Genomic DNA, 19,636 nt, shown 5'->3' with positions numbered 1-19,636 from the left:
GTGGCGATGACGGGCGCGCGGCAGGACGGCGGCGGGAGCCGCCGTCTTCAGTCTCCGCGCGGCCCGCAGGCCTCAGGCGCGAACCAGATCGCCCAGCAGATTGGCTGCCAGCGTCACCTTGGAGAGGCTGAGGCCGGAAGCGACGATGTCCTGCACCGTGGCGCGGGTACGGTCGATCTCCTTGCGGCGGCGCTGAACAAATGCCTCCACGGCCGCTTCACCTGCACCCTCGCCCGCCAGGATCCCCGCGCTGACCTGCCGCACGAAGGTTTCGATCTGGCCCAGCGCCCGGTCGAGGGCGAGGCGGTCGTAATAATCGGCCGCGGCAATGTTGCGCGCCGCGCCGGCGATCTCGTCCACCGCGAAATAACGGCCGGCGGCGAAGAAGGTGGCGGCGACATCCTCGATCGACCGACCCGTGGTCTGGGACAGGAGGGCGATGTCGGAAGCGGCGGCCAGGGCGCGCAGCAAGGTGATGCGGCGGGCGAGATCTTCCGGCACGCGCTTTTCCACCAGCGCCGCGGTCTGCCGCTCGCCGCGCAGGCGCCACACCTCCGGCAGGCTGGTGTCGAGGGCGCCGGCGACATCCGCGATGGCGCCGCGATAGCGTTCCACCACCGCGCCAAGGCCGATGCCGAGGTCCACATTGCGCAGGAACCACACGGTGCGGCCCACGGCGAGGTCCTGCACCTCGGCATAGAGCTGCAATTGCACGGCGCCGTCGATCTTGGTGTCCAGCGCGTCGATGGCGGCATTCAGCGCGCCGAGGTCGAAGCTGTCGCGCACCGCCGCATAGGCACGCACCACGCTCGCCGCATCCATGCCGGTATGGTCGCTGATGCGCGCGATGCACGCCGGCCCGCCTTGGTTGATGATGGCATTGGCGAGGCCGGTGGCGATGATCTCGCGCCGCAGGCGATGGGCGGTGATGGCGTTGGGGAAGCGCTGCTCGATGGCGTGCGGGAAATAGTGCTCCAGCTCGGCGGCGAGATAGGCATCGTCCGGCACGTCGGAGCCGAGCAGTTCTGAATAGAGCGAGATCTTGGCATAGGCGAGGAGCACCGCCAGCTCCGGCCGGGTGAGCGCCTCGCCGCGTGCGCGACGCTCCTGGAGTTCCGCGTCGCTCGGCAGATATTCCACGGAGCGGTCCAGCTCGCCGCGCAGCTCCAGCATCTGCATCAGGCGCTGCTGGAAGGCGAGATCCTCCACCCCGCGCCGCTCGGCGAGCGAGATGGCGAGGGTCTGGAGATAATTGTTGCGCAGCACCAGCAATCCGACGTCGTCGGTCATCTCGCCCAGCAGCGCCGCCCGGTCCGGCGGCGAGAGCAGGCCATCGGCCACCGGGATCGACAGGGCGATCTTGATGTTCACCTCCACGTCGGAGGTGTTCACGCCGGCCGAATTGTCGATGGCGTCGGTATTGAGCCGCACGCCGGCGCGGCCGGCCTCGATGCGGCCGCGCTGGGTCATGCCGAGATTGGCGCCTTCGCCCACCACTTTCACCCGCAATTCGCGGGCGGCGATGCGGATGGCGTCGTTGGCGCGGTCGCCGGCCTGGGCGTCGGTCTCCGTGGAGGCGCGCACATAGGTGCCGATGCCGCCGAACCAGAGCAGGTCCGCCTTGGCCTTCAGGATGGCGCTCATCACCTCGGTCGGGGTCGCCTCCAGCTTGTCGAGGCCGAGCAAGGCCCGCACTTCCGACGACAGAGCGATGCTCTTGGCGGTGCGCGGATAAATGCCGCCGCCCGCGGAGATCAGGGCCGGATCATAGTCCGCCCAGCTGGAGCGGGCGAGATTGAACAGGCGCTGGCGCTCGGCGTGGGAGGTGGCCGGATCGGGATCGGGATCCAGGAAGATGTGGCGATGGTCGAACGCCGCCACCAGCTTCAGCGCGGTGGAGAGCAACATGCCGTTGCCGAACACGTCGCCGGACATGTCGCCCACGCCCACCACGGTGATCGGGGTGGTCTGGATGTCCACGTCGATTTCGCGGAAGTGGCGCTTCACCGCTTCCCAGGCGCCGCGCGCGGTGATGCCCATGGCCTTGTGGTCGTAGCCCACCGAACCGCCCGACGCGAAGGCGTCGTCGAGCCAGAAGCCGTGCTCCTGCGAGAGCCCGTTGGCGATGTCGGAGAAGGTGGCGGTGCCCTTGTCGGCCGCAACGACGAGATAGGGGTCGTCGCCATCCACACGCACCGTAAGCGGGGGATGCACGACCTCGCCGCCCTTGAGATTGTCGGTGATTTCGAGCAGCGCGGTGACGAAGATCTTGTAGGCGGCGATGCCCTCGGCCTGCACGGCGTCACGCGAGCCGCCGGCGGGCAGGTGCTTGGGCACGAAGCCGCCCTTGGCGCCCACCGGCACGATCACCGCATTCTTCACTTGCTGGGCCTTCACGAGGCCGAGCACTTCGGTGCGGAAATCCTGTGGCCGGTCGGACCAGCGCAGGCCGCCGCGGGCCACGTGGCCGAAGCGCAGGTGCACGCCTTCCACGCGCGGCGAATAGACGAACACCTCGTACATGGGCCGGGGCAGGGGCAAGCCTTCCACCTTGGCGCTGTCATATTTGATTGCGATCGCGCCCTTGGGCCGGCCGTCCGCATCCAACTGGTAGAAGGTGGTGCGCAGCGCGGCATCCACGAGATTGACGAAGCGGCGCAGGATGCGGTCCTCGTCGAGCGAGGACACGTCCGCGAGCGCGGTCTCGATCTCCTCGCGCAGCGGCGCGGCGCGGGCGGCGCGGGCTTCGGGGCTGGCATCGAGGCGTGGGTCGAAGCAGGTGTGGAACAGCTGGACGATGCGGGCGGCGACGTCCGCGTGGTTGGTCAGCGTGGTCCACAGATAGTCCTGGGAATAGGGAATGCCGGCCTGCCGCAGATAGCGTGCGAGCGCGCGCGCCAGCGCCACGTCGCGCCAGGCGAGGCCGGTGTCGAGCACGAGGGCGTTGAAGCCGTCGTTCTCCGCCGCTCCGCGCAGCACGGCGGTCAGCAGGTCCTCGAGCCGCGTGGCTGAGCCGGACACCTCGATGGTGCCGCCGTCCACCCGTTCCAGGGTCATTTCATGCAGCCAGGAGCGGCGGGTCTCGGTGTCGGCGCCGCACACCGGCTCGATGTGATAGGTGCGCTCGTTGATCGCCTTCAGCCCCATGTTCTCCAGCATCGGCACGCGCTCGGAGAGCGGGAGCGGACGGCCGAAGGAGAGCAGGCGCAGCGAGATGCGGTTCGCGGGATCGCCGGGGCGGCGGTAGAAGTCGAGGGCGATCGGCCGCTCGGGAAAAAGGCGCTCCAGCCGTTCGATATCGGCCACCGCCGTCTCTATGCCGTAGGCGGCGATATAGCCGGGATCGAACGCCTTGCCGTAGCGCTCGAACAGCATGCCGGCGTCGCCCGCGCTGGGCGTTTCGCGCAGCGCCTGGCGCAGGCGGTCGTTCCAGGAGAGTACGTCCTCGGCCACGGCGGCTTCCAGCGCCGCGCGGGCCACCTCGGGGGTGCGGCCTTCGCGCCGGCCGATGATGTAATGGACGCGGGTCAGCGGCACGTCGGAGAGGAAGACCGGGGACGCGGCCGAGACGTGACCGCCGAACGCGGTCGCGAGGCGGGCGCCGACCTTGTCGCGCAGCGCCGCATCGAAGCGTTCCCGCGGCAGATAGACCAGCACCGATACGAAGCGGTCGAAGGCATCGACGCGCGGCAGCACCCGCACGCGCGGGCGATCGTAAAGCGAGAGGATGTCGCGGGCGAACTCCAGGAGCGTCGCCGGGTCGATCTGGAACAGCTCGTCGCGGGGATACGTCTCCAACACCGTGCCGAGGGCCTTGCCGGAATGGCTTTCCCGGTCGAGGCCGGCATCCTCGACGACCATTTCCACCTTGCGGCGCAGATAGGGGATCTGGCGCACGGAATCGGTATAGGCCGTGGAGGTGAACAGGCCGATGATGCGCAACTCGCCGAGTAGGCGGCCGTCGTCGGCATGCAGCTTCACGCCCACATAATCGAGGAAGGCGCGGCGGTGGACGCGCGAGCGCAGCGACGCCTTGGTCACGATGAGCGGCAGCGGCCCGGCCAGGAACTGGCGGATTTCCGGCGTGGTCACCACCGCTTCCTCGCCGAACCGCAATTCGTGCACGTCGCGGTCGCGCAGGATGCCGAGCCCTTCCTCGGCGACTTCCAGGCCGCCGTCGGCGGCGAGCGCATAGCGCCGCACGCCGATGAAGATGAAGTCGTCATTGGCCAGCCAGTCGATGAAATCGGCGGCTTCCTTGCGATCGTCCTTGGAATAGGGCTGGGACTTGCGGCGGAAGCCTTCGGCCGCCTGCCGCACCTCGGCGCGCATGGCGAGGAAATCGGCATTGGTGGCGCGCACGTCGGCGAGCGTTTTGTCGAGCGCGATCTTGAGCGCCTCGCGCGCCTCGGCGGTCTCCAGCGCCTGGATGTGAATGTGGATCAGGCTCTCGCGGATGGAGCGCTTGCGGCCCTGCGACAGGTCGGTCTCGATGCCGGTGACCTGTCCCGTGCCGTCGCGCTCGACGGCGAAGATGGGGTGGGTGACGAACTTGGCCTCATAGCCCTGGTCCGCCAGTTCGCCGGCAATGGAATCGAACAGAAAGGCCATGTCGTCATTGACCGTCTCCACCACCGTGATGGCGGGAGCGCCGGCCCATTGCGGGTTGAACACCCGCACGTCGTGCAGGCCCGGCACGCGGCTGGCGAGATGGGCATGGGCCTCGCGGCACAATTGGGCGAGGGCTTCGGGCAGAAGCGCGGCCACATCCTCCGGGGCGGCGCCGGCGAGGAGGGCGCGGGCGAAGAAGGCGGGCACCGGACCGTCGGCGAGCAGGCTCACCGCGTCCTCGATGCGGGCCTGGGCGCCAAATCCGAGTTCCGAACCTTGAAATCCTTGGACGTTCATGGCCTCTCCCCCTTGGCACCCGCGCGCAACGCGGGGCCCCGCCGTCCCGATCGGACGTTCTGCACTGTGGGTTTCGCTCAGAGCCGCGACGGAACGATGACGGGGACCTATTCGAAGGGGGATCAAGATGAACGCGCCGAAGAGCACAGGCAAGCCCAAGAAACTCAAGGGAAACGCTGCCGAAAATACAGGCGAGCCCAAGAAAGGGGCGGTGCAGGCGGCCGTTGAGGCCGTCACGCGCGCAGCGAAGACGGTTTCCGCGAAGACTGCGCGGGCCGGCAAGCCCACCGCCAAGACGCCCGCCGCCCCGCCGCCCCGGCCAGCGGACGATACGCCCCGGATCGCGCTCGATCTGCCGCCCGCGCCGCTCGATGAGGCGAACCAGGCCTATTTCGACAAATGCATGGAGAAACTCGGCTTCGTGCCGAACGTTCTGGCCGCGTACAGCTTCGATCTCGCCAAGCTGAATGCCTTCGCCGGCATGTACAATAATCTGATGCTGGCGCCCTCCGGCCTGTCGAAGCTTGAGCGGGAGATGATCGCGGTCGCGGTTTCCAGCGTGAACCGCTGCTATTATTGCCTTACCGCCCATGGCGCGGCGGTGCGTGCTCTTTCGGGCGATCCGCTGCTCGGCGAGCAATTGGTGATGAATTATCGCGCCGCCCGCCTGGAGCCGCGCCAGCGCGCCATGTTGGACTTCGCCGTGAAGCTCACCGAGCGGCCCCACGAGGTGGAAGAGGCGGACCGGGCGGCGTTGCGCGCGGTCGGTTTTTCCGAACAGGACATCTGGGACGTGGCGGCCGTGACGGGCTTCTTCAACCTGTCGAACCGCATCGCCAGCGCCACCGACATGCGGCCGAACCCGCAATATCACGGACAGGCGCGCTGACCGGGAGCCATCGCACGGCGGGCTCACGCCGAAATCATCGCATTGCGCCGGCCTTCACGTTATATTTTCAGGAATATAATTTGGAAGGCCGGCATGCAGCACCCGATCCCACCCGTTTCCCACCTGTCCGCACCCGTCGGGAAGCCCCGTCGCCCGGTGGTCAGTAGAGTGATCATCCTCGGGTTCCTCCTCGCGAGCCAGGCCGCGCGCGCGGCTGAGGGGGAGGGATGTGCCGGCGGCGCATGGCCTCTGGATGCGGCCCGCGCTGCCCTCGCTGCGGCGCAGACTCATGTGGCGAACGGCGCCCAGCTGCCGGCGGCGGAAGGGGCGTTCCTGGTTGATCTGGTTCCCCTTGCCGACGCCGGATTGCCCTCTCCGCCCACGCGCCTCCCGGCTGAGGGTGTAAAGTTTGCCGGCTTTCTTCTTCTGCCGGCGCCGGCCGTCGCGGGCCGCATCGAGGTGAGCCTGTCGGAAGCCGGTTGGGTGGATCTTGTGCAGGATGGCAAGAGCTTGCCCGCCGTCGCTTTCACCGGTGTGAAGGGATGCCCCGGATTGCGCAAGAGCGTGCGCTTCGAGGTGACGCAGCGCCCGCTTGTGCTTCAGCTCAGCGGTGTTTCGGTGGACCGCCTGAAGGTGGCCCTCGCGCCGGTGCCCTGACATGTCAGCACCCGACCTGGGGTCACTCATACTGCTCAGACTTTAGGCGCAGGATGACCCTATTGACGGCAGCCAAGTTTACCGTGCTAGGTTGCGGCGCAAGATCAAAAGCATCGCCAAAGATGCGGTCTCAGGGGGAGTCGGGCGGGCGCACCAGCGCCGCCGGCCGAAACAAGCGAGGGCACAGAGCACGATGACGGACACTGTCTCAGACGTGCCCTACATCGTTGAAGCAGAAGGTCTCACAAAAGAGTTCAAGGGTTTCGCGGCGGTCAAGAACGTCAACCTGCGGATTCGGCGGCACACGATCCATGCCCTCATCGGGCCGAACGGTGCCGGTAAGACCACGTGCTTCAACCTGATCACGAAATTCCTGGAGCCGACCCGTGGCGTCATCCGCCTGAACGGGAAGGAGATCACCCGCACCAAGCCGGCCGACGTGGCGCGGCTGGGCATGGTGCGCTCGTTCCAGATCTCGGCGACCTTCGGCCACCTGACGGTGCTGGAGAATGTGCGCGTCGCCTTGCAGCGTGCGCTCGGCAATTCGTTCCATTTCTGGCGGTCCGAGCGCTCGCTCGAAGCCCTGAACGAGCGCGCCATGCAATTGCTGGAGGAAGTCGACCTCACCTCTTATGCCAAGCATGAGGCGGTGGAGCTGCCCTACGGCCGCAAGCGGGCGCTGGAAATCGCCACCACGCTCGCGCTCGAACCGGAAATGCTGCTGCTCGACGAGCCGACCTCCGGCATGGGCCGCGAGGATATCGCCCGCACCGCCGATCTCATCAAGCGCGTCTCGGCCAATCGCACGGTGCTGATGGTGGAGCACAATCTCTCCGTGGTCGCGGATCTGTCGGACGCCATCACCGTGCTGGCGCGCGGCGAGATCCTCACCGAGGGGCCGTATTCGGAAGTCTCCAAGAATCCGCAAGTGATCGAGGCCTACATGGGAACGGGGCATGGCCATGGGTGAGGCGGCCTCCGCCGCGCCGCTGCTCGCGGTGCGCGACCTGCATGGGCATTATGGCGAAAGCCATGTGCTCCACGGCATGAGCTTCGACATCCACAAGGGCGAGGTGGTGACGCTTCTGGGCCGCAACGGCGCCGGCAAGACCACCACCATGCGCGCCATCATGGGCCTGCTGCGCAAGCGCACCGGCTCCATCCGCTATGAGGGCAACGAGACGGTCAAGCTCGCGCCCAACCATATCGCGCGCTTGGGCATCGGCTATTGTCCCGAGGAACGGGGCATTTTCGCCAGCCTGAACGTACGCGAGAACCTGCTGCTTCCCCCGGTGGTGCTGCCTGGCGGCCTCTCCGTGGACGAGATCCACGAGCTGTTCCCCCGCCTGGAGGAACGGCGCAACAGCCAGGGCACGAAGCTGTCCGGCGGTGAGCAGCAGATGCTGGCGATCGCCCGCATCCTGCGCACGGGGGCGAAGCTGCTGCTGCTCGACGAGCCGACCGAAGGGTTGGCGCCGGTGATCGTGCAGCATATCGGCGACATCATCCGTGCGCTGAAAACCAGGGGCTTCACCGTGCTGCTCGTGGAGCAGAACTTCCATTTCGCCTCGACCGTCGCCGACCGCCATTATGTGGTGGAGCACGGCAAGGTGGTGGACATGGTCCCCAACGACAAGATCGCGGAAAACGCGGCGCGTCTCGAAGCCTTTCTCGGCGTCTGACGCCGGGTTTTCGGAACAACGCAACCGGCTGCCTTGCCGGAGGAGGAAACAAGATGCGTCTTGCAACCATGTTCATGGCGGCCGCGAGCCTGTTCGCCGTCACCGCCGCACAGGCCCAGACTACGCCGATTCCGGTCAAAATCGGCGTACTCAACGACCAGTCGGGCCTCTATGCCGATCTCGGCGGACCCGGCTCGGTGTGGGCCGCCAAGAAGGCGGTCGAAGATTTCAATGCCGCTGCGAAGGGCTTGAATGTGGAGGTCGTGTTCGCCGACCACCAGAATAAAGCCGACGTGGGCACCTCGATTGCCCGCCAATGGTACGATGTGGACGGCGTCGACGTGATCGTCGACGTGCCCAATTCCGGCGTTGCCCTGGCCGTGAACCAGGTGACGAAGGAAAAGAACAAGGTGTTCATCAATTCCGGCGCCGCCAGCTCCGACCTCACGGGCAAGGCCTGCACGCCCAATACCGTGCACTGGACCTATGACACCTGGGCGCTGGCCAACGGCACCGGCAAGGCGATCACCAAGAACGGCGGCGACACCTGGTTCTTCCTCACCGCCGACTATGCCTTCGGCCATGCCCTGGAGCGTGACACCTCGGAAGTCGTGAAGGCCAATGGCGGCAAGGTGGTCGGCAGCGTGCGCGTGCCGCTGAACAATTCCGACTTCTCCTCCTTCCTGCTCCAGGCCCAGGGCTCCAAGGCCAAGATCATCGGCCTCGCCAATGCCGGCGGCGACACCATCAACTCCATCAAGCAGTCGGCCGAATACGGCATCGTCGATGGCGGCCAGAAGCTCGCGGGCCTGCTGATCTTCCTCTCCGACGTTCACTCGCTTGGCCTCAAGACCGCGCAGGGCCTGAACCTGACCTCCGCGTGGTACTGGGACATGACGGATGCCAACCGCGCCTTCGCCAAAGAATTCGCGGCGGCCAACCGCGGCGTGCATCCGACCATGGTGCAGGCCGGCGTCTATAGCGGCGTGACCCATTATCTGAAGGCCGTCGCAGCCCTCAAGTCGGCCAAGGACGGCGCGGCTGTGGTGGCCGAGATGAAGAAGCTGCCCACCGACGACAAGCTGTTCGGCAAGGGCGAAGTGCGCGCCGATGGCCGCCAGATCCACCCCATGTACCTGTTCGAGGTGAAGAAGCCGTCGGAATCCAAGTATCCGTACGATTATTACACCTTGAAGGCGACGATCCCCGCCAACGAGGCGTTCCGTCCGCTCGACCAGGGCGATTGCCCGATGGTCAAGAAGACCTGATGGCGTCCGCGGGCCGGCGTCACGCCGGCCCGCTCTCTCCTGTTGCAGAGACCGATCCATGTTCGAGCTAATCGGCATCGCCCCCCAGGCCTTGTTCGGCCAGTTGCTGCTGGGCCTGATCAACGGCGCCTTCTATGCCATGCTGAGCCTCGGGCTCGCGGTGATCTTCGGCCTGTTGAACGTCATCAACTTCACCCACGGCGCCCAATATATGATGGGAGCGTTCGGGGCCTGGATGCTGCTGAATTATGCCGGCATCCCGTTCTGGGGCGCGCTGGTGCTCGCGCCGATCGTGGTCGCGGTGATCGGCATGATCATCGAGCGGCTGCTGCTGCGCCGGCTCTATCATCTGGACCATCTTTACGGGCTGCTGCTGACCTTCGGCCTGGCGCTGATCCTGGAAGGGCTGTTCCGCCGCCAATATGGCGCCTCCGGCCTGCCGTATAACAATCCGCTGCCGGGCGGCACCAATCTCGGCTTCATGTTCCTGCCCAATTACCGCGCCTTCGTTGTGGTGGCCTCGCTGGTGGTCTGCATCGCCACCTGGTTCGTGATCGAGCGCACCAAGCTCGGCTCCTACCTGCGCGCGGCGACCGAACGGCCAGACCTCGTCCAGGCGTTCGGCATCGACGTGCCGCGCATGATCACGCTCACCTACGGGTTCGGCGTCGGCCTTGCGGCGCTCGCCGGCGTGCTCGCGGCGCCCGCCTATCAGGTCAGCCCCACCATGGGCTCCAATCTCATCATCGTGGTGTTCGCGGTGGTGGTGATCGGGGGCATGGGATCCATCATGGGCGCCATCGTCACCGGCTTCGGCCTCGGCCTCGTGGAGGGCCTCACCAAGGTCTTCTATCCCGAAGCCTCGTCCACGGTGATCTTCGTCATTATGGCCCTCGTGCTTCTGGTGAAGCCCGCCGGCCTGTTCGGCACGGTGAAGTGAGGCCATCATGACTTCCGCGTCCTCCCCCGCCGTCGCTCCCGCGCCCGCCACCGCCAATGCATTCACGCCAGCCCGCATCGCCTTCGCGATCGTGGTGCTGGGGCTGCTGCTGGCGGCGCCGTTCGCGGTCTATCCCGTATTCCTGATGAAGGTGTTGTGCTTCTCGCTGTTCGCCTGCGCCTTCAACCTGATGCTGGGCTACACCGGGCTTTTGTCCTTCGGCCATGCCATGTTCTTCGGCGGGGCCGCCTACATCACGGCCTATCTGGTGAAGATGAAGGGCTTTCCGCCCGAGTTCGGCATCCTCGCGGGCACGGCGTTCGCCGCGTTCCTGGGTCTGCTCACCGGCGTGCTGGCGATCCGCCGGGTCGGCATCTATTTCGCGATGGTGACGCTCGCGCTGTCGCAGATGTTCTTCTTCTTCTGTCTCCAGGCGCCGTTCACCGGCGGCGAGGACGGCCTGCAGGCGGTGCCCCGCGCGACCATGTTCGGGTTCCTGGACATCTCCAAGGACGTCAATCTCTATTATGTGGTGTTGGGGATCTTCCTGATCGGATTTGCGATCATCTACCGCACCATTCATTCGCCGTTCGGGCAGGTGCTGAAGGCGATTCGCGAGAACGAGCCGCGCGCCATTTCCCTGGGCTATCGGGTCAACCAATACAAGGTTCTGGCCCTGGTGCTGTCTGCCGCCCTCGCGGGGCTGGCGGGGTCCACCAAGGCGATCGTGTTCCAGCTCGCCTCGCTCACCGACGTCGCGTGGCAAATGTCCGGCGAGGTCATTCTGATGACGCTGGTCGGCGGCATGGGCACCGTGCTTGGTCCGGTGGTGGGGGCGACCATCATCGTCACCATGCAGAATTATCTGGCCACGTTCGGCGAGTGGGTGCTGGTGATCCAGGGCGTTATTTTCGTGGTGGTCGTTTCCCTGTTCCGTCGCGGCATCGTCGGTGAAGTGCTCGCGCTGGTTCAGACGCTCCGCGAGCGCGGGTCGAAATAGTCGAAGCGCCACGCCGCCGTTCAAGGGGCCCCGGTGGGGCCCCTTTTTCTTTGGGGGCCCTTGTCTTTGGGTGGGACCGGGGCGTCGCGTCGCGCGGCTGCGCCGGTCCCTGCACTTGAGCCGAGCGCAGCGCCGAGCCATGCGCGCTTTCGTATTGAAGCGAAAACATCTTTCCTTCATAGAAACATCACGCAAAGCGGGACGCCGAGGAGAGGGCATTGGAATGAACGTGGCCAGCGAACGCAGCTTCCGCACGGCGCCCACAGAGGCGACGACCTTCTATTCCCGTATTTTTGGCCGGCGCGGCGTGGTCGCCTCGCACCATTATTTCTCCTCTGCCGCCGGGATTGACGTGCTGAAGGCGGGCGGCAATGCCATCGACGCGGCGGTGGCGGCGACCCTGGTGGAGGGCCTGCTGAACCCGAACATGCACACCATCGGCGGGGAATGCCCGATCCTCATCGCCCCCGCGGGATCGGGCGAGGTGATCTGCATCAACGGCAATATGGTGGCGCCGGGCCGGGCGACGCCGCAGGCGTTCCGTGACCGCGGCCATGAGGTGGTGCCGGCCGAGGGGATTCTCGCCGCGGGCGTGCCGGGCGCCTTCGGCGCGCTCATCGTCGCCGCCCAGCGCTATGGCCGCATGAGCTTCGCCGACCTCTCCGCCCGCGCGCTGGATCTCGCCCGCACCGGCTTTCCGGTCCATGCCGGGCTGATCCGCCAGCACAAGTTCGGCATCGCCGACAACCGCGAGAAGTTCCTCGCCCAATGGCCCGGCAGCGCGGCGCTCTATTTGCGCGACGGCGCCTTGCCCGCCGAGGGCTCGGCCATGACCAATCCCGCCTTCGCGGGCATGATCGACTATCTGATCTCCGCCGAAAAAGCCGCCGGCGGCACGCGCGAGCAGGGGCTCCAGGCGGTGTTCGATGCCTTCTACAAGGGCGATGTCGCCGCGCAGATGGTGGCGTTCTCGGATGAAAAGGGCGGCCTGCTCACGCGCGCGGATTTCGATGCCTTCGAGGTGCCGGTGGAGGCGCCGGTCTCCGTTGATTATGCCGGTGCGCGCATCCACAAGACCTCGGCCTGGACCCAGGGCCCGGCGCTGCTGCAGACCCTCTCCATCCTGAAATCCTTCGATCTGCCCGCGCTCGGTCACAACAGCGCGGACTATGTGCATCTGGTGGTGGAGGCGATGAAGCTCGCCTTCGCTGACCGCGAGCAATATTACGCCGACACCCGCCAGGTCTCCGTGCCGGTGGAAGCGCTGTTGTCGGATGCTTACGGCGCGCTGCGTGCCAAGCTCGTGGACATGCGCCAGGCCAGCGCCGAGATGCGCCCGGGTGATCCGGTGGAGGATGTCGCCTTGCTCGCGGTGTCGCAGCGGCGTCCGCTCACCAATTGGGGCGCGGGCACGGTGCATGTGGACACCATGGACGAAGAGGGCAATGCCTGTGCCTTCACGCCCTCCGGCGCCTGGATCAAGTCGGCCGAAGTCATGCCGGCGCTGGGCTTTCCGCTCGGCAACCGCCTGTCGAACTTCCACATGGGCCCGTCCAACCATCCCAATGTGGTGGCGCCGGGCAAAAGGCCGCGCACCACCATCAGCCCCACGCTGGTCACTGTGGACGGGCGCCCCACGATCGCGTGCGGGAGCATGGGCGGGGACCAGCAGGACCAATGGCAGGTGCAATTCCTGCTCAATCGCCTGGTGTTCGGCATGCCCGTGCAGGCGGCGATCGAGGCGCCGAAATTCTCCAGCGAGCATTTCCCCGGCTTCTTCGCGCCGCACGATTTCTTTCCGAGCCGCCTGCGCATCGAGGAGCGGTTCGGGGAAGCGGTGTTCGAAAGCCTCTCCGCGCGCGGGCACGAACTGTCCGTGGGGCCGGATTGGACCGAGGGATTTCTGCTGGCCGCCGAGCGCCATGCCGACGGCATGCTGGAAGCCGGCTGCGATCCGCGCGGCAGCAAGTCCGAAGTGTTCCCGGCCTCCGCGCAGGCGTGGTGACGGCGGGCCGCTTCAGGCCCGGCCCGCCTGCGCGGGTTCGTCCATCAACCTCGCCTGCCCCTTCCCGCGCCTCGTCCGGCCTTCCTCCTCCCTAACCCTCCCCCGCAAATTCCCCCTCCCTAACCCTCCCCCGCAAGCGGGAGAGGGAATTCGGGTGGTTTGGGGGTGGGAGCAGATGCTTCCCTCACGCGCCGGCGCGCCCCGTCTCCCGCGTGCGGGGGAGGGGGCCGCCGAAGGCGGAAATGGCGCCGTCCATAAAAAAAGGGCGCCCGCGGGCGCCCCTTCTCACTCTTGAGACCAGCCCCACTCAGGACAGCGTGGTCAAATCTTGGAACCAGTGCTGCGCCTGGGTGTAGGTCTTCACTTTCGGCGAGAGCGCGTGCGGATATACGTCGTGCACCACCCACACCTGCACGGCATCGTCCACCACCTTTTCATGCGCCTTGGCCAGCAGCTTGTCCTGCTCGGCCGGATCGAAGGTGGCGGTGATCTGGTCGCACAGCGCGTCCACCTCGGGGTTCTTGTAGTGGCTCCAGTTCACGCCCACGGGCGCGATCTGCTTGGAGCTGTAGAAGCGCACGATGGCGTAGAACGGGTCGCTGGTGACATAAGCGACGTTGGAGCCGGTGATGCCGGCAAGGCTCGGGTCGGCCGCGCCCTTGCGCCATGCGGTATAGGCGACTTCCTGCTCCACCGGCTGAAGCTCCAGCGCGATGCCGATTTCCGCCCAGCTCTGCTGCACGAATTCGTTCATCGGCATGGACAGCATCTGCCCGGTGCCGCCGGTGGGGACGATGAACTTGACCTTCAGCGGCTTGTCCTTGGAATAGCCGGCCTCGCTGACGAGCTTGCGGGCCGCATCCATGTCGTAGCGGATCTTGAAGGTCGGATTGCCGAACCAGGGGCTGGACTGGGGCACCTGACCGACCGCCGGCACGGCGAGGCCGTTCATCAATTCCACCACCGCGTCACGGTCGATGGCAAGGTTCGCGGCGCGGCGCAGGCGCACATCCCGCCAGGGCGAGCCTTCCACCATGGAGAGATGATAATTCCACACGTGCGGCACCACGTTGGTGGAAAGGCGCATGCCGGCCTGCTTGAGGCGCGCGACGGAATCCGGCGCGGGGGATTCGATCAGGTCCACCTGGTTGGACAGCAGGGCGCTGGCGCGCGAGAGATCCTCGGGGATGCAGGTGAGGGTGAGCTTGTCCACCTTCGCGAGGCGCTTCTTGTCCCAATAGTCGGGGTTCTTCAGCAGCTCTACGCGCACGCGCGGCACCAGTTCGCCCATCTTGAACGGGCCGGTGCCGGAGGGCGCCATGGCGAATTTCGCCCAGTCGCCACCCACCTTCTGGAACTGGGTGGGAGAGGAGATGAGGAACCACATCATCTGATAAGGGAACAGCGCGTCCACGCCCTTGGCGGTGATCTGCACCGTCATGTCGTCGAGCTTCTTGTAGGACGCGAGCGAAGGCAGGCGCGGCTTCACCTGCGCGGCCTGGCGCGCGTCGAACTGCGGCGCCTGGGTGTTCATGATCTTTTCGAGGTTCCAGATCACCGCGTCGGCGTTGAACGGCGAGCCGTCGTGGAATTTCACGCCCTCGCGCAGTTTGAAGATCCAGTTCTTGCGGTCGGTGGGGTCGGCTTCCCAGGAGGTGGCAAGGCCCGGGATCATCTTGCCGGGGCGGTCGGCGACATCGAGTTCCCACGCCACCAGCGGGTCATAGAGGGTCAGGCCGGTGAACTGATAGGCGCCGGCGCCGCGATCGGGCTGGCCGGTGGTGAGCGGCACGTCCGTCATGGAGATGCCGTAGTTCAGGCTGGAGGCGGCCTGGGCGAAGACCGGGCGCGGCAGCCCGCCGAGGGTGGCGGCCGCCGCCGTAACGGCGGTGCCGGTGAGCAAGGTGCGGCGCGTCAAATCGAATGGTGGCATCAAGGACTCCTGGAAGGTTCGTGTGTTCTTGGTTCGTGTGTCTTTTTGAAATCTTCGCTCGTCCGGTGCGTCCTGCCCTGGTTCGCCGGTCTGCGCCGGCTCTTGCGTGATTTACCGCACCGTCATCCCCGGGCTTGTCCCGGGGATCCACGCTTTGCCGCTAGAGCTTCCGCGAAAGCCATTCCCGGCGGCGCCGCGTGGATGGCCGGGACAAGCCCGGCCATGACGGGTGGCAAGAGAGGTGCGGCTGTTCATGTCCGGGCTAGTTCTTCACCTCCATGGCGCCGCGCAGTCCGTCGCTGACCATGTTGAAGCAGATGGAGGTCACGAAGATGCAGATGCCCGGCAGCATCGTCAGCAGCGGCTTGCTGTAGAGCGCGGTGCGCAGCGTATTGAGCATCAGCCCCCATTCCGCTTCCGGCGGGCGGGTGCCGAGCCCGAGGAAGGACAAGCCCGCGCCGAGGATCATGGCGACGCTGATGAGCCCGGTCGCATAGACGAAGATCGGCCCCATCACGTTGGGCAGCACATGCACGCGGATGATGGTGAAGGGCGAGGCCCCGGTGGCGCGCGCCGCTTCCACATAATCGAGCGCCCGCACGCCCGCGGTGGTGCTTTCCGAGATGCGGATCAACGGCGGGATGAACACTAGGGTCAGCGCCAGGATGGCGTTGAAGATGCCGGGCCCGAGCGCCCCGCTCACCGCCACCGCCAGCAGCACCGAGGGGAAGGCATAGAACACGTCGGTGGCGCGCATGATCAGCATGTTCAGCCAGCCGCCCGCGAACCCCGCGATGACGCCGAGCGAGGAGCCGATGACGAAGGCGATCGCCACCGGCATGATGCCGATGAACCAGGAGAGGCGCCCGCCATAGAGCAGGCGGGTCAACATGTCGCGACCGAGTTCGTCGGTGCCGAGCAGATATCCCGGCGTGCCGATGGGCTTCAGCCGCCGCGCCATGCTGCCCACATAGGGGTCATAGGGCGCGATCAGCGGCGCGAACACGATCGCGAGGAGCATGAGCAGCAGCACCAGCAGGCAGAACATGGTGGCCTTGTCGCGCAGCACGCGCTTGGCGACGCCATGCCAATATCCTTGCGGCTGCTCGGCTTTTTCGGGTGCGCTTGTGTCCTTCGCGCGGGTGTCCTTGGCGGCAATCAGGGTCATCACCGTTTGATCCGGGGGTCAAGGAGCGCCTGGCCGAGATCGACCACGAGATTGAGCGCGACGAACAGCAGCGCCAGCACCAGGATGGTGCCTTGCAGAAGCGGGATGTCGCGCTGGAAGATGGCGCTGTTCAGAAGAAAGCCGGTGCCCGGCCAGGAGAACACGGTCTCCACCAGAATCGAGCCGCCCATGAGGTAGCCGAGCTGCAGCCCCATGACCGCGAGCACGCTCGGCGCCGCGTTCTTGGCCACATGCAGCAGGATGCCGCCGTTCCGCAGGCCCTTGCCGCGCAGGGTGGTGATGAACTCCTGGTGCAGGATCTCGATTACCGTGCCGCGCACGGTGCGGGCGACCAGGCCGAGCGGAATGGCGCTCAGCGTCACCATGGGCAGGATGAGGAAGGGCAAGTGCGCCCAATCCCACACGAAGGTGCCGCCGGGCCCCGCCCCCATGGAGGGGGCCAGCGGATAGGTGACCGCGAACACCGCCACCAGCAGCATGCCGAGCCAATAATGCGGCACCGAGACGCCGGCGACGGCGACGGTCATGGCGATGCGGTCAACCCAGGTATCGCGGAACGCCGCCGCAAGCCCCCCGAGCAGCATGCCGACGGCGAATGCCAGCGTGCAAGCGGCCACCGCCAGCGAAACCGTGTTCTTAAGCGCGACCGAGACCTCGCCCCACACCGGCCGGCCGGTGGCGAGCGAGCGGCCGAGATCGCCCTGCACCACGCGGCCAAGCCAGATCAGGAATTGTTCGGGCAAGGGCTTGTCGAGCCCATAGTCCCGGCGCAGCTGGGTGATCATCTCCGCCGGGGCGTCGGGCGGGGCGATGGCGCTGATGGGATCGCCGGGCGAGATATAGACCAGCATGAAACACACCAGCCCCACCGACAGGGCGATGGGAATGGAATAGAGCACGCGGCGGACGATGTAGAAGATCATGGGGCGCGCTCCTCGGCCGCGAGGGCCATGGCGGGCGGCATCGGCGGGCGCAGGCCGGCCGGGTGGATGCAGCGCACGGTGCGATCCGGCGCGATGGCGCGCAGATCCGGCACGGCGGCGCGGCAGGCGGGCTCGACGGATGGGCAGCGCGGCGCGAAGGCGCAGCCCGTCGGCAGGGTGCGCAGGTTGGGCGGCGATCCGGGAATGGCGGTGAGCCGCCGTCCGCGCGAGGCGGGGGTGACGGTGGCGCCCAGCAGCCCTTCCACATAGGGATGCTCAGGCGCCTCAAGAAGCGGCTCGGCCGGCGCCTCCTCGATGAAGCGGCCGGCATACATGACGGCGATGCGGTCGGCGATCTCACCCGCCACCCCGAGATCGTGGGTCACGAAGATCACGCCCATGCCCAGCTCCGCCTGGATGCGCTTCAACAGCAGCAGCACCTGGATCTGCACGGTGGCGTCGAGGGCGGTGGTCGGTTCGTCCGCCAGCAGCAGCTTCGGCCGCACCGAGAGCGCGACCGCGATCATCGCACGCTGACGCAGGCCGCCGGAGAGTTCGTGCGGATAGGCATCGAGCCGCTGGCGGGCGGAGGGGATCTGCACCAGCTCCAGCAGGTCGAGGGCGCGGCGCTGCGCCTCTTGCTGGGTGACACCCTCGTGCCGGCGGATGGTCTCGGTGATCTGCTTGCCGATGGTGAACACCGGGTCCAGCGCCGTCATGGGCTCCTGGAAGATCATGGAGACGAGCCGGCCGCGGATGGAGGACAGCTCGCGCTCGGAGGCGGCGACGATGTCGGTGCCGTCCACCTCGATGGTGCCGGTGATGCGGGTGCGCTTGGGCGGATGCAGGCGCATGAGCGAGCGTAGCGTCACCGACTTGCCGGAGCCGCTCTCGCCGAGAATGCAGAGCGTCTCCTTCGGGGCGAGGTCGAAATCCACCCCGTTCACCGCATGCAGCGTTGCTTCCTTGGAGACGAAGGCGACGTTCAGGTCGCGCACCTTCACCAAGGGCTCGGATTGGGGCTGGGTCTGGGGGAGCGCGCTCATGTCAGGCGGCCTTCGGCGCGCGGCTGTGGCCGCTGCCCGGCTGGTTGATGAGGCAGGCGGCCAGATGCTCCGCTTGGCGATCTGGAACCGCGACCGGCAGCAGCGCCGGACGGGTGGTGGCGCACACCCCTTCGGAAAACGCGCAGCGGGGATGGAAGGCGCATCCCGAAGGTGGGTTCACGGGGCTCGGCGGATCGCCCACCAGAGGCGGCGCCTCGCGGCTGCGTCCGGCGACCGAGGGACGGCTTGCCAGCAAGGCGGAGGTGTAGGGATGGGCGGCGCCGGCGAAAATGGCCTCGGCGGCGCCGAGTTCCACCACGCGGCCGAGATACATCACCAGGACCCGGTCGGAAATGTACTGGACCACGTTCAGGTCGTGGCTGATGAAGATGTAGGTGAGGCCGAATTCGGCTTTCAGGTCCATCAGCAGGTTCAGCACCTGCGCTTCCACCGATTTGTCGAGGGCGGAGACCGGCTCGTCCAGCACCACGAGGCGAGGCCGTAGGGCGAGGGCGCGCGCAATGTTCACGCGCTGGCGCTGGCCGCCGGACAGCTCATGGGGAAAGCGGGTGGCATATTGCGCCGGCTGGAGCCCCACGGCGGCGAGCATGTCGCGGGCGATGCCGATCGCCGCCTTGCGCGCCATGCCATGGACCATGGGCGGAAAAGCGATGGATTCCTCGATGGTGAGCCGCGGATTCAGGGATGAGAAACTGTCCTGGAACACCATCTGCACTTGCCGGCGATAGCGCCGCAGCCCCGCCGCGTCGCGCCCCAGCGGCTCGCCGTCGAACACGATTTCCCCGGCGGTCGGCTCCAGCAGGCCCATGATGAGCTTGGAGGCGGTGGACTTGCCGCAGCCGGATTCCCCCACGATGCCGAGGGTTTCGCCCTTGCGCACGTCGAACGACACCGCGTTCACCGCCTGCACCGCGCCGGCGCGCCCGCCGAACAGCGTGCCGCGTCCGGCGAAGGTCTTGGTCAGCCCGGAGACGCTCAGCAGGGCCTGGGCCGGACCGCCCACGTCGGGCAGCGGCTGCAACGGGCTCTCGGCAAGCGGCGCCGGCAACGGGTCGGTCATCAATGGGTCCCAAGCGAATGCTGCCCCGCAGCAAGGTGCCGGGGGTAATTGTGCAGACGCTAACAACCTGTCTCCGTGGGAGGAAGAATGTTTTCTAGGCAGTAAATGCGCAAAA

14 protein-coding genes are annotated in these 19,636 nt (G+C 66.8%); 8 read left to right on the top strand and 6 right to left on the bottom strand.

The genetic code is table 11. The features are described 5' to 3' along the window. Positions 1 to 72: 72 nt before the first annotated feature. Positions 73 to 4,908: an NAD-glutamate dehydrogenase gene (locus V5F78_RS18025; RefSeq protein ID WP_394067701.1), complete on the bottom strand. Its 4,836-nt coding sequence runs from the start codon at positions 4,906 to 4,908 to the stop codon at positions 73 to 75. A 340-nt stretch (positions 4,909 to 5,248) separates the two neighbouring features. On the opposite strand from V5F78_RS18025, the gene V5F78_RS18020 reads away from it, so the two are divergent. The 8 genes from V5F78_RS18020 (at position 5,249) to V5F78_RS17985 (ending at position 13,349) form a co-directional block, all read left to right on the top strand. Continuing rightward, on the top strand, positions 5,249 to 5,797 hold the full coding sequence (locus V5F78_RS18020) for a peroxidase-related enzyme (protein ID WP_394067859.1): 549 nt from the start codon (positions 5,249 to 5,251) through the stop codon (positions 5,795 to 5,797). Positions 5,798 to 5,890: 93 nt separating this feature from the next. Then, positions 5,891 to 6,454, top strand: a complete 564-nt coding sequence (locus tag V5F78_RS18015; RefSeq protein ID WP_394067699.1) for a hypothetical protein — start codon at positions 5,891 to 5,893, stop codon at positions 6,452 to 6,454. A gap of 193 nt (positions 6,455 to 6,647) precedes the next feature. Further along, positions 6,648 to 7,424: an ABC transporter ATP-binding protein gene (locus V5F78_RS18010; RefSeq protein WP_394067697.1), complete on the top strand. Its 777-nt coding sequence runs from the start codon at positions 6,648 to 6,650 to the stop codon at positions 7,422 to 7,424. Continuing rightward, the gene (locus tag V5F78_RS18005; protein WP_394067695.1) at positions 7,411 to 8,136 is read left to right on the top strand and encodes an ABC transporter ATP-binding protein; all 726 of its coding nucleotides are present in this window, start codon (positions 7,411 to 7,413) and stop codon (positions 8,134 to 8,136) included. Before V5F78_RS18010 ends, V5F78_RS18005 begins: the two co-directional genes overlap by 14 nt. A 53-nt stretch (positions 8,137 to 8,189) precedes the next feature. Beyond that, positions 8,190 to 9,404 (top strand): ABC transporter substrate-binding protein, encoded by a 1,215-nt coding sequence (locus V5F78_RS18000; protein ID WP_394067693.1) that lies wholly within the window; start codon positions 8,190 to 8,192, stop codon positions 9,402 to 9,404. Between the two features lie 58 nt (positions 9,405 to 9,462). Next, positions 9,463 to 10,344 (top strand): branched-chain amino acid ABC transporter permease, encoded by an 882-nt coding sequence (locus V5F78_RS17995; protein WP_394067691.1) that lies wholly within the window; start codon positions 9,463 to 9,465, stop codon positions 10,342 to 10,344. A gap of 7 nt (positions 10,345 to 10,351) precedes the next feature. After that, a complete protein-coding gene (locus V5F78_RS17990) occupies positions 10,352 to 11,344 on the top strand; it encodes a branched-chain amino acid ABC transporter permease (RefSeq protein WP_394067689.1) in 993 nt (330 codons plus the stop codon). A 223-nt stretch (positions 11,345 to 11,567) separates the two neighbouring features. After that, positions 11,568 to 13,349 (top strand): gamma-glutamyltransferase family protein, encoded by a 1,782-nt coding sequence (locus V5F78_RS17985; protein ID WP_394067687.1) that lies wholly within the window; start codon positions 11,568 to 11,570, stop codon positions 13,347 to 13,349. 307 nt (positions 13,350 to 13,656) lie between these two features. Here V5F78_RS17985 and V5F78_RS17980 read toward each other — a convergent pair whose 3' ends face one another. The 5 genes from V5F78_RS17980 to V5F78_RS17960 all read right to left on the bottom strand — a co-directional run bounded on the left by V5F78_RS17980 (position 13,657) and on the right by V5F78_RS17960 (position 19,521). Next, positions 13,657 to 15,282: an ABC transporter substrate-binding protein gene (locus V5F78_RS17980; RefSeq protein WP_394067685.1), complete on the bottom strand. Its 1,626-nt coding sequence runs from the start codon at positions 15,280 to 15,282 to the stop codon at positions 13,657 to 13,659. Positions 15,283 to 15,544: 262 nt separating this feature from the next. Continuing rightward, entirely contained in the window at positions 15,545 to 16,450 is a 906-nt protein-coding gene (locus V5F78_RS17975; protein ID WP_394067683.1) for an ABC transporter permease, read from the bottom strand. Next, on the bottom strand, positions 16,450 to 17,394 hold the full coding sequence (locus tag V5F78_RS17970; RefSeq protein ID WP_394067681.1) for an ABC transporter permease: 945 nt from the start codon (positions 17,392 to 17,394) through the stop codon (positions 16,450 to 16,452). Before V5F78_RS17970 ends, V5F78_RS17975 begins: the two co-directional genes overlap by 1 nt. After that, the gene (locus V5F78_RS17965; RefSeq protein WP_394067679.1) at positions 17,391 to 18,440 is read right to left on the bottom strand and encodes an ABC transporter ATP-binding protein; all 1,050 of its coding nucleotides are present in this window, start codon (positions 18,438 to 18,440) and stop codon (positions 17,391 to 17,393) included. Before V5F78_RS17965 ends, V5F78_RS17970 begins: the two co-directional genes overlap by 4 nt. 1 nt (position 18,441) lies before the next feature. After that, entirely contained in the window at positions 18,442 to 19,521 is a 1,080-nt protein-coding gene (locus V5F78_RS17960) for an ABC transporter ATP-binding protein (protein WP_394067678.1), read from the bottom strand. Positions 19,522 to 19,636: the final 115 nt, after the last annotated feature.

It is taken from the genome of Roseixanthobacter glucoisosaccharinicivorans, from assembly GCF_043195095.2.
Taxonomy (GTDB): domain Bacteria; phylum Pseudomonadota; class Alphaproteobacteria; order Rhizobiales; family Xanthobacteraceae; genus NCEH01.
The sequence above is the reverse complement of the archived record's forward strand: the minus strand, read 5'-3'. Positions and strand labels throughout refer to the sequence as shown.